The 15,176-nt window shown below is 29.2% G+C and carries 12 protein-coding genes and 1 pseudogene; 4 read left to right on the top strand and 9 right to left on the bottom strand.

Annotated elements, in window-relative coordinates:
• Together XO11_RS04170 and XO11_RS04165 are read right to left on the bottom strand one after the other, a co-directional pair.
• A partial coding sequence (locus tag XO11_RS04170; RefSeq protein ID WP_175418210.1) for a motility protein A occupies positions 1 to 642 on the bottom strand: 642 nt, incomplete at its 3' end.
• A 25-nt stretch (positions 643 to 667) separates the two neighbouring features.
• Positions 668 to 814 carry a hypothetical protein gene (locus XO11_RS04165; protein ID WP_014296327.1) on the bottom strand — a complete coding sequence of 49 codons (147 nt, stop codon included), beginning with the start codon at positions 812 to 814 and terminating at the stop codon, positions 668 to 670.
• A gap of 278 nt (positions 815 to 1,092) precedes the next feature.
• Here XO11_RS04165 and XO11_RS04160 point away from each other — a divergent pair.
• A pseudogene (locus XO11_RS04160) lies at positions 1,093 to 1,912 on the top strand (AAA family ATPase); the annotation flags it as partial.
• Positions 1,913 to 1,982: 70 nt separating this feature from the next.
• Here the strand turns inward: XO11_RS04160 and XO11_RS04155 are convergent.
• Genes XO11_RS04155 through XO11_RS04135 form a run of 5 tightly spaced genes read right to left on the bottom strand, consistent with a single transcriptional unit; the run spans position 1,983 to position 7,683 of the window.
• Positions 1,983 to 3,668, bottom strand: a complete 1,686-nt coding sequence (locus tag XO11_RS04155) for an alpha-amylase family glycosyl hydrolase (protein ID WP_175418209.1) — start codon at positions 3,666 to 3,668, stop codon at positions 1,983 to 1,985.
• Positions 3,669 to 3,682: 14 nt separating this feature from the next.
• Positions 3,683 to 4,495, bottom strand: coding sequence for a MurR/RpiR family transcriptional regulator (locus tag XO11_RS04150; protein WP_014296325.1), 813 nt, complete (start codon positions 4,493 to 4,495; stop codon positions 3,683 to 3,685).
• Between the two features lie 15 nt (positions 4,496 to 4,510).
• Positions 4,511 to 5,482: a carbohydrate ABC transporter permease gene (locus XO11_RS04145; RefSeq protein WP_175418208.1), complete on the bottom strand. Its 972-nt coding sequence runs from the start codon at positions 5,480 to 5,482 to the stop codon at positions 4,511 to 4,513.
• Positions 5,476 to 6,342, bottom strand: a complete 867-nt coding sequence (locus tag XO11_RS04140) for a carbohydrate ABC transporter permease (protein ID WP_014296323.1) — start codon at positions 6,340 to 6,342, stop codon at positions 5,476 to 5,478. Before XO11_RS04140 ends, XO11_RS04145 begins: the two co-directional genes overlap by 7 nt.
• A gap of 60 nt (positions 6,343 to 6,402) precedes the next feature.
• On the bottom strand, positions 6,403 to 7,683 hold the full coding sequence (locus XO11_RS04135) for an ABC transporter substrate-binding protein (protein WP_014296322.1): 1,281 nt from the start codon (positions 7,681 to 7,683) through the stop codon (positions 6,403 to 6,405).
• A 433-nt stretch (positions 7,684 to 8,116) separates the two neighbouring features.
• Between XO11_RS04135 and XO11_RS04130 the strand changes: the two genes are divergently transcribed.
• On the top strand, positions 8,117 to 10,177 hold the full coding sequence (locus tag XO11_RS04130) for an HD domain-containing phosphohydrolase (protein WP_175418207.1): 2,061 nt from the start codon (positions 8,117 to 8,119) through the stop codon (positions 10,175 to 10,177).
• A 15-nt stretch (positions 10,178 to 10,192) separates the two neighbouring features.
• Positions 10,193 to 11,851 carry a methyl-accepting chemotaxis protein gene (locus XO11_RS04125; RefSeq protein ID WP_175418206.1) on the top strand — a complete coding sequence of 553 codons (1,659 nt, stop codon included), beginning with the start codon at positions 10,193 to 10,195 and terminating at the stop codon, positions 11,849 to 11,851.
• A gap of 121 nt (positions 11,852 to 11,972) precedes the next feature.
• On the opposite strand, the gene XO11_RS04120 is transcribed toward XO11_RS04125, so the two are convergent.
• On the bottom strand, positions 11,973 to 12,857 hold the full coding sequence (locus tag XO11_RS04120; RefSeq protein WP_175418205.1) for an ADP-ribosylglycohydrolase family protein: 885 nt from the start codon (positions 12,855 to 12,857) through the stop codon (positions 11,973 to 11,975).
• Between the two features lie 124 nt (positions 12,858 to 12,981).
• Here XO11_RS04120 and asnS point away from each other — a divergent pair, with 124 nt between their 5' ends.
• Positions 12,982 to 14,280, top strand: coding sequence for an asparagine--tRNA ligase (gene asnS / locus XO11_RS04115; RefSeq protein WP_175418204.1), 1,299 nt, complete (start codon positions 12,982 to 12,984; stop codon positions 14,278 to 14,280).
• A 31-nt stretch (positions 14,281 to 14,311) separates the two neighbouring features.
• Here asnS and XO11_RS04110 read toward each other — a convergent pair whose 3' ends face one another.
• On the bottom strand, positions 14,312 to 14,797 hold the full coding sequence (locus XO11_RS04110; protein WP_014296317.1) for a hypothetical protein: 486 nt from the start codon (positions 14,795 to 14,797) through the stop codon (positions 14,312 to 14,314).
• Positions 14,798 to 15,176: the final 379 nt, after the last annotated feature.

Below are 15,176 nucleotides of genomic sequence, written 5' to 3'. Positions count from 1 at the left end.
AAGATTTACCTGTATTGATGTTCTTCTTCCTATTTTTTCGGCTATCGGTAAGGTGAATATATTTGCAACAAGAGCACCGTATAACGTTGTAATAAGAGCAATAGCCATATTAGGACCTATAGTAGATGGATCGTTCAAACTACCAAGCATCAAAACGAGACCTATCAGCGTTCCAATCATTCCGTATGCCGGAGCTAATGTGCCCCAGGTATTTAAAAGACCTGACCATTTTCCCTGTTCTGCTTCAAATAACTCCATTTTTATTTCAAGGATTTTCCTTATTTCTTCTGGATCAGTACCATCAACTGCAGCCCTTAAACCTTCTTTCATAAATTCGTTATCAAGGCCTTCAAGATCTGCTTCAAGGGATATTAAACCTTCTCTTCTTGCTTTTTCTGCAAATGAATATAATGTTTTTAAAATTTCGACCGAATCAATTTTAGGTTCTTTTATTCCCATCATTATTGCTGTTACAAATTTAAAAGATATATCTTTTGGCGCAGCAATCATCATACCACCAACTGAACCTAAAACAGTAATAAAGAAGGAGTTTGTATCCCATAATTGTCCTAATCCTGAATATCCACCAATTAATATAGCAACAAAAGCCAAACCCAATCCTATTAAAGTAGAAAGATCCAACTTTATACCTCCTCCTCGATATTTTTTAGTTCAAAAATTCACAAAAAATTTTATATTCAATATCATTTAATACAATGGCACCAGCTTTTTCTGGAGAAAGAAGCAAAACTTTATCTTTTTTTCTATATTGTAAAATATCCTCAGGTAATTTAATTATTTGAGGAATTTTCATAAAATACCTCCTTTAATTATGTTGATAATATATTTTGGAAATTCTATGCAAATAGAAATGAACATAAATATTAAACAACTTAAAACGAAATTAGTGAAAATAATAACTTTTAATAAAAAAGAACTTTGTTCTATTAAGAATTTTATATAAAAATAAAAAAATTGTCAACAAAATAAGTAAAATGAATGTAAAAATAATTTTATTAATGGATTAATAAAAAAATAAAAGTGAATTGGGAATTATTATGATATAATCATAATATAGGGAGGTGGAAAGCAGTGAAGAAGTTACCAGTAGGGATAGAAGATTATAAGGAAATAATAACAGGAGATTATATATATGTAGATAAAACAAAATATATATTGGAAATGGTATATTCAGGAATACCAACATTCTTATCAAGGCCACGAAGATTTGGAAAAAGTTTAACAGTATCAACATTATATTATTTATTCAAAATTATATTATTTATTCAAAGGAGAAAAAGAGTTATTCAAAGGGACATATATATATGACAAATGGGATTTCAAAGAGTATCCAATAATAAGATTAAACCTGTTTAAATCATCAACGGAGAGCGAAGAAAAATTCAAAAAAAGTCTGGTAAAGATGATAGAGCAGGAAGGTGAAAGAAACGGAATAGAGATAACTGAAACAGATTATACATTTGCATTTGATGAATTAATAATGAAACTTTCAAAAAAAGAAAAAGTGGTAATTTTAATAGACGAATATATAACAGAAAAAGAATTGCTTGAAGAAATGAAGAGATATTATAATGGTTTTTCATTTGACGGAGAACATACAGTATATAATCCATATTCAATATTGAGATTTTTTTCAGAAAAAGAATTCCAAAACTACTGGTTTGAAAGCGGATCACCAAGTTTTCTGTATGAATACATAAAAGGTAAAAAGATAGAATATGAGGATTTAGTAAAAATACCGGTAAGTGCGGAAGATTTCTCAACACGAGAAATAGAAGATGCAAGAGCAAATATCTTCTTTACGCAGGCAGGATATTTAACCTTTAAAGGAATAAAAAAATATGGATTAAAGAAAAAATATATACTGGACTATCCAAATTTTGAAGTGAAAGAAAGTCTTCTTAAAATACTTGAAGAGATAAATAAAGATAATAATAAAGCGAGGGAGTTTGCCCTCGCTTTTATTTCAACCATTTGGTTTCATATGGCTTAAGAATAATATGAAGTTTATTATCAGAAATATCAACAGAAGTGTTATTTAAAAAGTCATAAGGATTTTTAGAAAGCGGATTATCAATATCAAGAGTAATTTCTCTATTAGCAACATTGGTTAAAACAAGAACTCTTTCATCTTTAAATTCTCGCATAAATGCAAAAACAGAATCATCATAAAACATAACCATTTGTTTTCCTTTTGGATTAAATGCTTTGTGTTTCTTCCTAATATCCAGCATATGTTTGAAGGTATTAAATATCTTAAACCTTAAAGAACTTTTATCGTTTAATTCTGAAATTAAGGTATCATAATTCAATTTTTCTCTATTAATAGTTCTGTTCATTCCGGTGATTTTAACACCTTCAAGATAATTTCGTGATCCCAATAAACTGTGAATATAAATACCTGGAATACCTTTCATTGCAGCAGCAATTGCATAAGCGGAAATAAATTTTCTTATATTCAATTCCATTGATTCGTTTTCATCGTACAAAGCATCAAAATAATTAATATTCAACTCATACGGTGATTTTGTCCCATCAGGATTGCTTTTATAAGAAACAAGTCCGTTATTTCTTAAAGTATGTTCAACAAGAAAATCAATATCTTCATCTTTTAAAATTCCTTTTGCTGGCATTAATCCAATGCCGTCATGTGAAGCGAGAAAATTGAAAAAAGTAGTCTTATCAGATGGTGTTTCTAATGTATAAGCCCATTTTGATATAACAGTCGCATCATGAAATAAAAAAGAATATAAAACAAGGGGAGGAAGTGAAAAATTATAAACCATTTGAGCTTCATTATATCCATTTCCAAAATAAGAAATATTTTCATGATGCGGGACATTTGTTTCTGTAATCAGAATAACGTCTTTGGCTGTGAGATTTAAAATATCTCTAAACAACTGAATCATTACATGTGTTTGTTTTAAGTGGATACATGATGTTCCAATTTCTTTCCATAAATATCCAATAGCATCAAGTCTTATTAATTTAGCTCCCATTTTTGCGTAGAAAAGCAATATTTCAACAATTTCAAGGAACAAATCTGTAGATTTATAATTTAAATCAATTTGATCTTCACTAAATGTAGTCCAGATATGTTTTTCTTCGCCTGAAGCAGTTTTATATATGTGTAATAAAGGTAGTGCCCTTGGACGAGTTACATTCTTTAATTCCTCCACAGGCTCCTGTTCAATAAAATAATTTTTGTATTTTTTATTTCCCTTTAAATATTCCTGAAACCATTTGCTTTCTTTGGAAATATGATTTATAACTGCATCAAACATTAGTTTGTAATCTTTTGAGAGCGATTGAATATCTTCCCAACTGCCCAATTCTGGATTAACCTGTTTATAATCAATTACAGAAAAGCCATCATCAGATGAATAAGGGAAAAATGGAAGTATATGTACAGTATTAATACTATCCTTTACATATTCATTTAAGAAATGATGTAAAGTATTTAAAGGCTTTTCATTATTTTTCTTTATAGAATCACCATAAGTAATTAAAATAACGTCCTTTTCCGAAAAATCAAAATCCTTATCAGAAATTTTATATTTTTCAATAATATTCATAAGTTTTTGATATACACCTTTTGCTTCATCGCCATATAAAAATTCTAATTTATCGTATATATTCTTATGCATAAAATACACCTCTTTTACTGGAACTTTTTTGGCTCAATAACATTTTTCAACTTATTAAAATGTTTATCTGTAAATTTCTTTGAAACCACGAGGTTATAAAGTATTTCTATCATATACATTTCGCCTATTCTATCATGGGTAAACTCATTCTCAGAAGGATCGCTTGGTGTAGTATATATAACAATATCTGAAATCTTACTTAAAGGTGAATTTACACCTGATGTAATAGCAATGGTAAAAGCTCCAGCGTCCTTTGCAACTTGAGTTGATTTAAACACATCACGTATAAATCCTGAATGGCTTATTGAAATAACAGTATCTTCAGAGGTTAATCCAGCGCCAACAATAACCTGCATATGAGGATCGCTGTATGCCATTGCAGAAAAACCTAAAGCAGCAAATTTTAGTGAACTATCAAGAGCAACAGGAAAAGATCTTCCAACACCAAAAAATATAAGTTTTTTAGATGCAAGAATTCTTTCAGCTACTCTATTCAACAAATCTTTATCGAGATTCTGGTTTATAAGACTTAAACTTTTACAAATCTTATTATATAGATTTGAAAAAATATCCTGCTCAGTTTCAACTGTTTCAAAAACAGGCTCGGATAATTCTTTGGCAAGAGAAATTTTAAAATCCTGATAACCGTTAAATCCCAGTTTCTTAATCACTCTATAAACAGTTGTTTCACTTACTTCAGCCCAATTTGCCAATTCAGTAATACTATAATGAATTACATCATCAGCCCTTTCAATAATATAATCAGCTACTTTTTTTTCTCTTTTTGTAAGAGAGTTATATATACCTTTTATTTGGTTTATAATCATAAATGGTCACCTCTTTTATTCTTTTACACCACCTGCAGTTAATCCACCTGTTAAATATTTTTCCATCATCATAAACATAATAACAACAGGTACTGCAGTAACAACAGATGCTGCCATCATTTTTGCCCATATTGCATGTTCAGAATTAAATATTTCATTTAAACCAAGAGGTAGAGTATAAAATTCCGGGAATGGTCTTACAAAAATTGAAGCAAATAAGAACTCATTCCAGGCTATCATAAACGCATATATATATACAGTAATTATAGCAGGTAAAGATAAAGGAATTATTATCTTTGTGATAACGCCCATTCTTGAAGAACCATCAATAATAGCAGCTTCTTCAATAGATCTTGGAATTGTTCTAAAATAATTACCAAGCATATACAAAGAAACAGGTATAGTTTGAACAATATATATAATGAATAAAGCGATAGCGGAAGAAATCCCTGATGATGTCAATCCAATTTTTACAAAAATTTGATATAGAGGTACTGCAAGTATAGTGCCTCCAAAGAGATAAACTACAAGAACACCTCTTTGAATAGTTCCTCGCCCCTTAAACTCAATCCTACTAAATGCATATGCTCCGAAAACCGATAAAATTAAACTTATCAGAGCACTCAAACCTGCAAGAAGCAAAGAATTTCTAAAAAATCTTAAAAATGGGAATGACTCCTTTTTTCTTTGTGCATTTATTTGAGCAAGAACAGCTTCTTGCTGGTCTTTAGGCAAAGTTTTTATAAGATCCAACAATTGTTGTTGCTCATTACTCAACTCCTCTCTTATGGACTTTTTAAATCCAAGTAATATAGCATAAGTATCAAGTGTAGGGCGTTTAGGTATTATACCAGGATCAAAAGCATCTGTATCATATCTAAAAGATACAGAAAGCATCCATGCAAATGGATAAGTAATAAATATTACCAATAATATAATCAAAGTCCAGAAACCAATTATTTTCAAAGGGCTTTTTCTTTTTACCATTTTAACACCTTCTTTACGTATATACCGATTAATGCAATCATTATTACAAATAATATAGTTGCAATTGCAGCTGCGACACCCTGTTCCGGTAATCCAGCAAATGCTTTTTCATAAATATAAATAGGTAAAGTATTAGCGAATTTTGACATAAGATAAACTTCATCAAACTTGTAAAAATTCCAGATACCTCTTAGCAAGGCAACAGAACCTATAACAAAATACAATTCTGGTAATGTAATATGAACAAACTTCTGCCAATCGCTTGCACCATCTATTTCAGCTGCTTCATAATAATCTGTAGGAATAGATTGAAGCCTTGATAAAATCATCAAATAAACAAATGGGAAATTTCTCCATATATTGAAAATCGAAACAACCCAGAAAGCATTATTGGGATTATTTAAAAAGTCATTTCCTGGATTCATGCCAAAATTAGCAAGGAATTTCATTAAAGGTCCATCAATAGGTAAAAATATATATTTCCAGGCAAAAACAATTGCAATTAATGGAGTTACATAAGGCAATAACAATAAAGCTCTAACAATATTCCTTCCAGGAAACTCCCTGTTTAGCAATAATGCCACTCCAAGTCCCAACAAAATACTTCCTACAACAGTTGTAACAGTAAACAGAACAGTAATTCCAAATGATTTCCAAAATGAAGGATCTGATAATATCTCTCTATAATTCTGCAACCCAACAAACTTATTTGGGGCATCTGAAATTGACACCTCAAAAAAACTAAGATAAATATTATAAAATACAGGATATAAAATCAACAAAGCAATTAAAATTACAGTTGGCATAACCAATTTCCAGCCAAATCTCGCTTCACGTTCCTTTAACGACATCACAGCCATATTTCAAACCTCCTTTTTAAAAAAAGGGGGACAGAATTCCCCCTTTTTCATGAAAAAGAATTATTTTCCAAGAATCTTTTCTGCTTCTTTTTGTGCCCACATTGCAGTTTGCTGTGGTGTCCAATCATTTGCAAACATATAATTAATAGCCTTACCTATAACAAAATTAGCGCTTAATTTACTCATATCTGTAATAACCTTACCGTTAATAAATTCAAATCTTTCTACAGAATCAAGTGCTGCAACAATTTCTGCGATTTTAGCTTTTCCATATCTTTCAAGAACAGGATTATCAAGGAATTCATCACTTTCAGCTACAGATTTTCTTGTTGGATTCATTCCGCCTGGTGCCATATGTACCCAGTAAACATAGTTTTTATCTGTCATAAGGAATTTAACAAATTTTTCTACTTCGCTTGCGTTTGCATTCTTTGTAATACCAAGGGCTACAACCTGTCCATAAGATGTTGGTCTTACATTAATCATTTTATTTGCAAAACCAGTATTAACAACTAATTGAGGATTAAAGTTATCAATTCTTCCTCTTTGTACCTCTTCAACAGCAATATCGTCCATAATATAAGTTGAATAGAAAATCATTGCTGTTTCGCCTCTTAAATAACCCTTTAAAGCGTCAAGAACATCTGTAAAACCAGGTTTTGAATATTTACCCAATTCCTTATAGAATCTGAAAGCTTCAATCATTTCTGGTGTATTAAAGGTTACATTTCCATTTTCATCTATAGGTCTTGCACCATTTGCAAGAGCAATTTCTGTAAATACCTGTTCTGCATAAGCATTTGCCTTTTTAGGTAAAATAATACCATAAACACCTTTCTTTGGATTATTTAATACCTTTGCAGCTAAAGCGATATTATACCATGTTATTGGATCGCCAAGATCCTGTGCTTTAAACCAATCTTTTCTATACCATATACCCTGTACCCATGCGTGGAAAGGAATTGCATAATATTTACCTTCGCCATTACTTAATAATCTTGCTGCACCATTATAAACATCACCAAAATCATTTATAATCTTTGTTGCAAGGTCAACATTCATGAAATTTTCTGAACCTAACAACAACATTGGTTCAATACCACTTTCAATTAGATCAGGTAATGTTCCAGCATTTTTTGCAATAGGAATCTGTTTCAATAAATCATTTTCTTCAACAGGAACAACTTCAACATCAATACCTGTTTGAGCTTTAAAAATTGTTGCAAGAGCTCTAATTCTCTGCATTCTGTTAGATTCAACCTCTGTTGTCCAGAAAGTAATCTTTGCGAATACAGCAGATACCAATAAAACTACCATTATCAAAACCAATAATCTCTTCATCACAATACCCCCTTTAATAGAATTTCTTTTTTATTTCAAAAATAAAAAAGAAAATTTTCATTTTAATTATACAATAAAAAATTTTTTTTCAAAAATCCATTATTGACAATTAAAAAGGATGATATGAAAATATAGCATATTAAAAGATAAAAACAAATGAAATCGAAATTATGTTAATAAAAGGTTAAAAATGATAATTAAGCATATACGCAAAACAAAAATTATTAAATTCCAAAAATAGAATATATTGACTATCATAAACTTTTTAGTTGTTTGGAGTTACCTTTTTTTAATAAAAACGCAAAAAAAAAAAAAAAAAAATAAACATAAGAGTTATAATTGTAATGATAAAGAGTTAACTTTTTATTTATATTCTACAAAGAGAATGATAAATGTTTTCTTTTATTAAGAACTGAATAATGGGGGAATTAAAATGAGAAAGAATATTATAATTTTTTCTCTATTTTTATATATATTTATAAATATTGGATTTGGAAAAGCATTTGTTGTTGGTGTTTATGATAATCCACCTTTAGTGTATTTTGAAAATAATAAAGCTAAAGGTGTTTTTGTTGATATATTAAATGAAATTGCATTATCTGAAAATTGGAATATTATTTATAAATATGGTACGTTTAGTGATCTGATTGAAAAATTGAAAGAAGGAAATATTGATATGATGTTAGATGTTGCCTATTCAAAAGAACGGGCAAAATTTTTTTACTATAATAAAGAGCCAGTTTTTACAAATTGGGGGATGGTATATACACGATATAAAAATGTAAAATCTCTACTTGATTTTGAAGATAAAAAAATTGCTGTTATTAAAAATGATATTTATTATGTTGGAAAAGAAGGAATTAAAAATATTTTAAATAATTTGCACATAAAAGCGTCTTTTATTGAAGTTTCTTCTTATGATGAATGTTTAAAATATGTATATGAAAAAAAAGCAGATATCGCAATAATTAGTAGATCATATAATGGAAATAATTATGGGCTAAAAAAAACGCCTATAATTTTTTCTCCGGTAGATGTATATATAGTTTTTTCCCATTCTATTAATGAAAATATTATAAATACAATAGATGCATATTTGCAAAAATGGAAAAATCAAAATAATTCAATTTATTATATGATAATAAATAAATATTTTTTTAATGAAACAATACATTTTCCCAGGTGGTTTTTTATAACAATAGGGGTTATTTTATTGTTATTATTAATTGTTTTAACTTTATTATATATATACAGGAAACTACTAATAAGAGCTACATTTGATCTAAATTTAAAAAATAAACAACTAGAAGAAATTAATGAAGAGTTACTATCTATGAGTGAAGAACTTGAAGATCTTTATAATAAAAACAATGAATTTTCTAATAATTTATTTAGAATGACGGAAGTTCTTTCTCATATGACACCAGGAAATTCTCTTGAAGATTTTTATAAAGAAGTTCTTGAATTAGTTATAGAAATAGTGCCGGAAGCAGATTATGGAAGCATTGTGTTAATTGATGTAGAAAAAAAGACAACAAAATTTATAGCCTCTTATGGTCATAGTTTCGAAGACTTAAAAAAGATAAAATCTTTAATTGGAAAAATTCCAAAACGTGAGAATACCAGAATTGTAAAAGATGTATTGGATGAAGAAAGGAATAAAGAATTAAATGAAAAGGATTATAAAACTTTAAAAAATGCAGTTAAACCGATAAAAGAAACATTAATTCGAGAAATACAATTAAATCCAAATATATGGATAAAAATAGCTGTTGATATTGCTAAAAATTCAAAGAAAAATTTTTCGGAAAATTCAGTGAAATTAATAGAAGGTTTTGGTAATCTTATAAAAGCCTTTTGGTTAGAAAAATTATCTGTTCAGGAGGTGAAAAATGCATATTTGAATTTTGCCACAAAGCTTGCTATTATAGCTGAAGCGCATGATGATATTACTGGCGCTCATATATATAGAGTTGGAAAGATATCAGGTTTTATTGCAAAGAAAATGGGACTAAATGAGGAAAAAGTAAAAGAAATAGAAACCTTTGCTCCACTTCATGATATAGGTAAGATATTTATTAATCGAGATCTTTTAACGAAATCGGACGAATTAACTGAAGAAGAATTTGATTTAATAAAACAACATACAATATTTTCATTAAAATTATTAAATGATCCATACTTTATTACTGCTAAAAATATAGCTTTATATCATCATGAGAGATATGATGGAAGTGGATATCCATTTGGTTTAAGTGGAGATGAAATTCCAATAGAAGCACAAATTGTAGCTCTAGCAGATGTTTATGATGCTTTACGCTCTGTGAGAACATATAAAATAGCATTTAGTCATGAAGAAGTTGTAAAGATTATAACTGAAGGAGATGGCAGAACGAAACCGGAACATTTTCATCCGGAAATATTGTCATTATTTAAAAAATATCATAATGAAATAAGGAAGATTTATGATGAAATAACAAAAAGTCATTCATAGATTGGAGGGGATATTATGAAATTAAAAAATAAAATAAGTTTTATGGTAATAATATTGTTAATGATGCAAATAATTATTTTTATTTTAAGTAATAATACTTTTTCAAAAATTTTAAATAATGAACACATATTGTCTGAAAAATATGTGGAAAATATGAAAAAAGTAGGTATATACTCGACGGATTTTATGGAAGCAAGGAAACTTATAGCAGAATATATAGCATTTAATGATAAAAAAATAAAATTAGATGCAGAAAAAAAACTTGATTATCTAATAAAAAAAATAGAAGATCTTAAAGTAAATGAGGATTTGATACCTTTAAAAAAGCAAACAATAAGTGCAATAGAAGATTATAAAGAATTATTACAATCATATAATTCTGTTGAAGATATAAAAAATGATGCAGAAAATTTTAGAAAAATAGGCAAAAATGCGGTTGAAACATTTCAAAAATTTCAAGAAAGTATAGATAATAAAGTATTGGAAATGACAGATTATAATTTTAAAAATGGGAAAAAAGCTAAAGCTTTTGGGATAATAGTTATAGTATTTTCATTAATTATAGGAGGTATAATTTCAATATATTTAATTAGAACAATTACAAAGCCACTAAATATATTGATGGAATATGCAAGAAAATTATCTAACAAAGATTATACAGTTAAAATTCCTCAAATAAAGGATAATAGTGAATTAGGAGAATTAATAAACGTGTTTAAGATTATGCATGAACATTTAAAAAGGGATATGAAACAATTAAAAGAGGAAAGCATTACCCTGATTAATTCAATGAAAGAAATAACAGATACTCTTGAAATTTCTTCAAATGCTACTCAGGAAACAACTATATCTGTAACAAATATATCAACGGAAATAGAGAATATCACTGCTGCTATTGAAGAAACAACAGCATCTATTCAAGAAATATCCTCAGCTACAAAACTTATTGCGGATAATGCGACTGAAGCAGCAGAATTTGGAAATAGATCTTCAGAAGATGCTGAAAAAGCTGGAAAAACTGTAAAATTAGCAATAAATAAAATGGATGAAATTACAGAAGTAACTCTTGAGATTGATAAGGTAGTAAAGGAATTTAATGATAGTGCAGTTAAAATTAATGAATTTGTTGATACAGTTTCTAATATAGCAGAGCAAACCAATCTTCTTGCATTAAATGCTGCAATTGAAGCTGCGAGAGCTGGAGAGGCTGGAAAAGGTTTTGCTGTTGTTGCTGATGAAATAAGAGTTTTGGCTGAAGAAAGCAGAAAAGCAGCGAATGAAATAAGAGAAGTAGTTGATGGTGTAATGAATGTATCTAAAGAAGCTTTAAATGTTTCAACAGAAATAAATAAAAAGGTTGAAGAAGGTTCGAAGCTTTCCAATAAAGCTGGTGAAAGTTTGGGAGGAATATTAAAAGCTATACAAGAAATGACAAATAAACTTGAAGGTATTGCTGCAAGTGTTGAAGAACAAACGGCTGGTGTTGATGAAATAGCAACTGCTATGACAGAGCTTTCACAAAATGTTACGAATATCAATGCTTCTATTCAAGAAATAACTGCTGCAACTGAAGAACAAACTGCAAATATAGAAAATATAACTTCCGAAGCAAAAGAAAGTACAGAACTTGCTAGACGTTTAGAAAATATTGTGAAACAATTTAAATTAAATTAAAATAATTAAATATGCAGTTATCTCAAATTGATGGCGGTCTAAGTTTGGTTAAAAACAGTATTTTAATATGTTACGTTAATTTAGATCAAATAAGAAAATGCCTGATTTCTCAGGCATTTTCTTATTTATTACACAACTTCTCTGCAAGTTCCAATATCATATCTTTCTTTGCAAGCTTTAAAAGCCAGACCTTTGGAATATTCTCTAATCCATAAAGAGCACCAGCCATTTGTCCAACAATAGCACCTAATGTATCTGTATCTCCACCAAACCTAACAGCTGTTAGAACAGCATCTTTAAATGAATTGGTGTTATATATAGTCCACAGGGCTATTTCAAGTGAATTTATGGCTTTTCCGTCGTTTATTAAATCATTTATATCTTTATATGTAACATCAACAATTTTAAGTTTTACATCATAAATTAAGTCCATATGTCTATGAACTTCTTCTAATAAAACGCGTTTTGTAGCGCCATTAATTGCCTGTTGTATAAATCCACCGATGAATTTGCATGAATGAATTGAATAGATATTATTATGAGTGGTATATGCGCTTTGTCCTGAATAAAAAACAGCATCATTAAAAGAATTTTTAAAGTACATAGGAATTGGAGCAAGTCTTGCTAAAGGTTTATGTGAATCTTTATCTATTATCTTTGGCAAAGAAGCGTCTTTTTCATATTGAATTAATGCATCCATTGTTTGGTTATCAATTCCAAAAGCCGTTTTTTTACAGGAATAGAGACCTTCATCAATCCATTTTAAATATTTTTTCATTTGACTATCAAAATCAAAACCGTCTTCTATTAAACTTTCTGCAAGGCAAAGAGCCATAGAAACATCATCTGTCCATTCGCCGGCATTTAAATTATATATTCCACCGCTATGAAAATCATTTATTTCAGGAAGCTTTTCCATATCTATATATTCAAAAGGTGCTCCTAATGCATTTCCAATTGCTAATCCAATTAAAGCACCTAAACATCTATTTTTTGTTTCTTTCATTGTACCATCCCCTTGACTGATTTTTATATTTTAATTATATCATAGATTTTGACACAATTGTATTAGCGTGTTATAATATAAAAAATAGAGATAAATAAAATATTGTGATTTGGGAGGGAAAAGTATGGAATGGGTATATATAAAAGATATGAAAAAACATATAGGTGAAAAAGTTGAATTTAGAGGCTGGCTCTGGAATAAAAGAGTTAGTGGTAAAATAGGATTTTTACAATTAAGAGATGGAACAGGTTTTGTTCAGGGAGTTGTTGAAAAATCAACACTTGGTGAAGAAAAATACAAAGAAGTAAAAAAATTAAAAATGGAAAGCTCATTAATTGTTAGAGGAACAGTTGTTGAAGATCAAAGATCACCAGTTGGATTTGAATTACACATTGATGAAGTTGAAATAGTACATAATCCATCAGAAGATTATCCTATTTCAAAGAAAGAACACGGAATTGATTTCTTAATGGAACACAGACATTTATGGTTAAGATCAAGAAGACAATTCCATATATTAAAGGTAAGACATGAAATAATAAAAGCTATAAGAGAATTTTATAACAACGAAGGTTTTGTATTAATTGATACTCCAATATTTACAGGTTCAATTGGTGAAAGTGCAGGAAATACATTTGAAATAGACTATTTTGATTATGGAAAAGTATATCTTGCACAGACAGGTCAGTTATATCTTGAAGCAGCAGCTATGGCTTTAGGTAAAGTATACAATCTTGGTCCAACATTCAGGGCTGAAAAGTCAAAAACGAGAAGACATCTTATAGAATTCTGGATGAATGAGGCAGAAGTTGCTTATTATACACATGAAGACAATATGAGATTACAGGAAAATCTTGTATCATATGTGGTTAAGAAAGTCCTTGAAAATGCTTCTGAAAATTTAGTTGCTCTTGGAAGGGATATAAGTAAACTCGAAAAAATAGAAGCGCCATTCCCAAGAATTACATATACAGAAGCAATAAAATTATTAAATAAAAAGGGGTCAGATATACAATGGGGTGAAGACCTCGGAGCAGATGATGAAACATTAATCTCTGAAGAATTTGATAAACCTGTTATTATAGAAAAATATCCAAAATCAGTAAAGGCATTCTATATGCAACCAGATCCAGAAAATCCAGATGTAGTATTATGTGATGATATGATTGCACCTGAAGGATATGGTGAAATAATTGGTGCATCTGAAAGAATCTGGCAGGAAGATGTATTAATTGAAAGATTAAAAGAAAACAACTTACCAGTAGAAGAATATCAATGGTATCTTGATTTAAGAAAATTTGGTTCAGTTCCTCACAGTGGATTTGGTCTTGGAATTGAAAGAACAGTAGCCTGGATATGCGGCCTTAAACATATAAGAGAAGCAATACCATTTGCAAGAACATTATATAGAGTGTATCCATAATAATAAAACCCGCTCGATTTGAGCGGGTTTTTTATTTATTCTGAGTCACATATAAATTAAAGGTAGCATAATCATTTTCATCATCATTATCTGGTTGTTCATCACCGCCACGTGCATTATCAATAACAAAAACATAACTTCCTTCTGGAATTTCTCCGGAGAATGTATAATTATTTTCAGTATAAAAAATCTTATGAAGTACATAGTTAAAACTTTTATCATAATATAAATTATCGAAATCATCTTCTGTAAGAACATAAAATTCAAGGCCATAATCGCCATCCCAATGAGTAAGTTCAAAATTGAAATTTAAAATAGCTGTGGAATCAAAGGTAAAAACCTTTAAAGGAGATAAGTAATGTCCTTCTGCAACAGACCAATCCTTCCAATCCAATAAAACGATATCATCAGTATTAGTGTCATTTTCATTATTCAAGATTTGAGTTCTATCGAGACAGGAAGAAAAAATAAATAATAAAGATAAAATAAAAATACTAAAAAAACCTATTTTTTTCATAAAAACACCTCCGAATTAAAAAGTTTTAAACTTAATTATAACATATTTTTTAAAAAATAAAAAATCGTATCCATGTCAAGCAAAAAAATCAGAAAAAATAAATAAAAATAAAAAATCTAAAAACATTATAAATAAAGGTTTATAGAAGATAAAAAGAATGAATTCACGTACGTTTAACGAAATTAACGAAACTGTAAGTTGACAAAAGAGGAAGAAGGTGGTAATATATATACTCGGACGCGGGTGAGAGCGTCTGGAAGAAAAAGAGAAGAGGAAGAGAAGCTCCTTGACAAGTGAACAGAGACACCCAGCGGAAGTAGATTCAAAGAGTTAAGATCGAACTCGAAATCTTGGATGGAGGGTTTGATCCTGGCTCAGG

The organism is Marinitoga sp. 1138 (genome assembly GCF_013363265.1).
Taxonomy (GTDB): domain Bacteria; phylum Thermotogota; class Thermotogae; order Petrotogales; family Petrotogaceae; genus Marinitoga; species Marinitoga piezophila.
The sequence above is the reverse complement of the archived record's forward strand: the minus strand, read 5'-3'. Positions and strand labels throughout refer to the sequence as shown.

Bases quoted from the DNA above. Each gene is read 5' to 3' on its own strand.
- XO11_RS04165 (WP_014296327.1), bottom strand. From the start codon at position 814: ATGAAAATTCCTCAAATAATTAAATTACCTGAGGATATTTTACAATAT.
- asnS (WP_175418204.1), top strand. From the start codon at position 12,982: ATGGAATGGGTATATATAAAAGATATGAAAAAACATATAGGTGAAAAA.
- XO11_RS04130 (WP_175418207.1), top strand. From the start codon at position 8,117: ATGAGAAAGAATATTATAATTTTTTCTCTATTTTTATATATATTTATA.
- XO11_RS04145 (WP_175418208.1), bottom strand. From the start codon at position 5,482: ATGGTAAAAAGAAAAAGCCCTTTGAAAATAATTGGTTTCTGGACTTTG.
- XO11_RS04120 (WP_175418205.1), bottom strand. From the start codon at position 12,857: ATGAAAGAAACAAAAAATAGATGTTTAGGTGCTTTAATTGGATTAGCA.
- XO11_RS04125 (WP_175418206.1), top strand. From the start codon at position 10,193: ATGAAATTAAAAAATAAAATAAGTTTTATGGTAATAATATTGTTAATG.
- XO11_RS04150 (WP_014296325.1), bottom strand. From the start codon at position 4,495: ATGATTATAAACCAAATAAAAGGTATATATAACTCTCTTACAAAAAGA.
- XO11_RS04140 (WP_014296323.1), bottom strand. From the start codon at position 6,342: ATGGCTGTGATGTCGTTAAAGGAACGTGAAGCGAGATTTGGCTGGAAA.
- XO11_RS04135 (WP_014296322.1), bottom strand. From the start codon at position 7,683: ATGAAGAGATTATTGGTTTTGATAATGGTAGTTTTATTGGTATCTGCT.
- XO11_RS04110 (WP_014296317.1), bottom strand. From the start codon at position 14,797: ATGAAAAAAATAGGTTTTTTTAGTATTTTTATTTTATCTTTATTATTT.
- XO11_RS04155 (WP_175418209.1), bottom strand. From the start codon at position 3,668: ATGCATAAGAATATATACGATAAATTAGAATTTTTATATGGCGATGAA.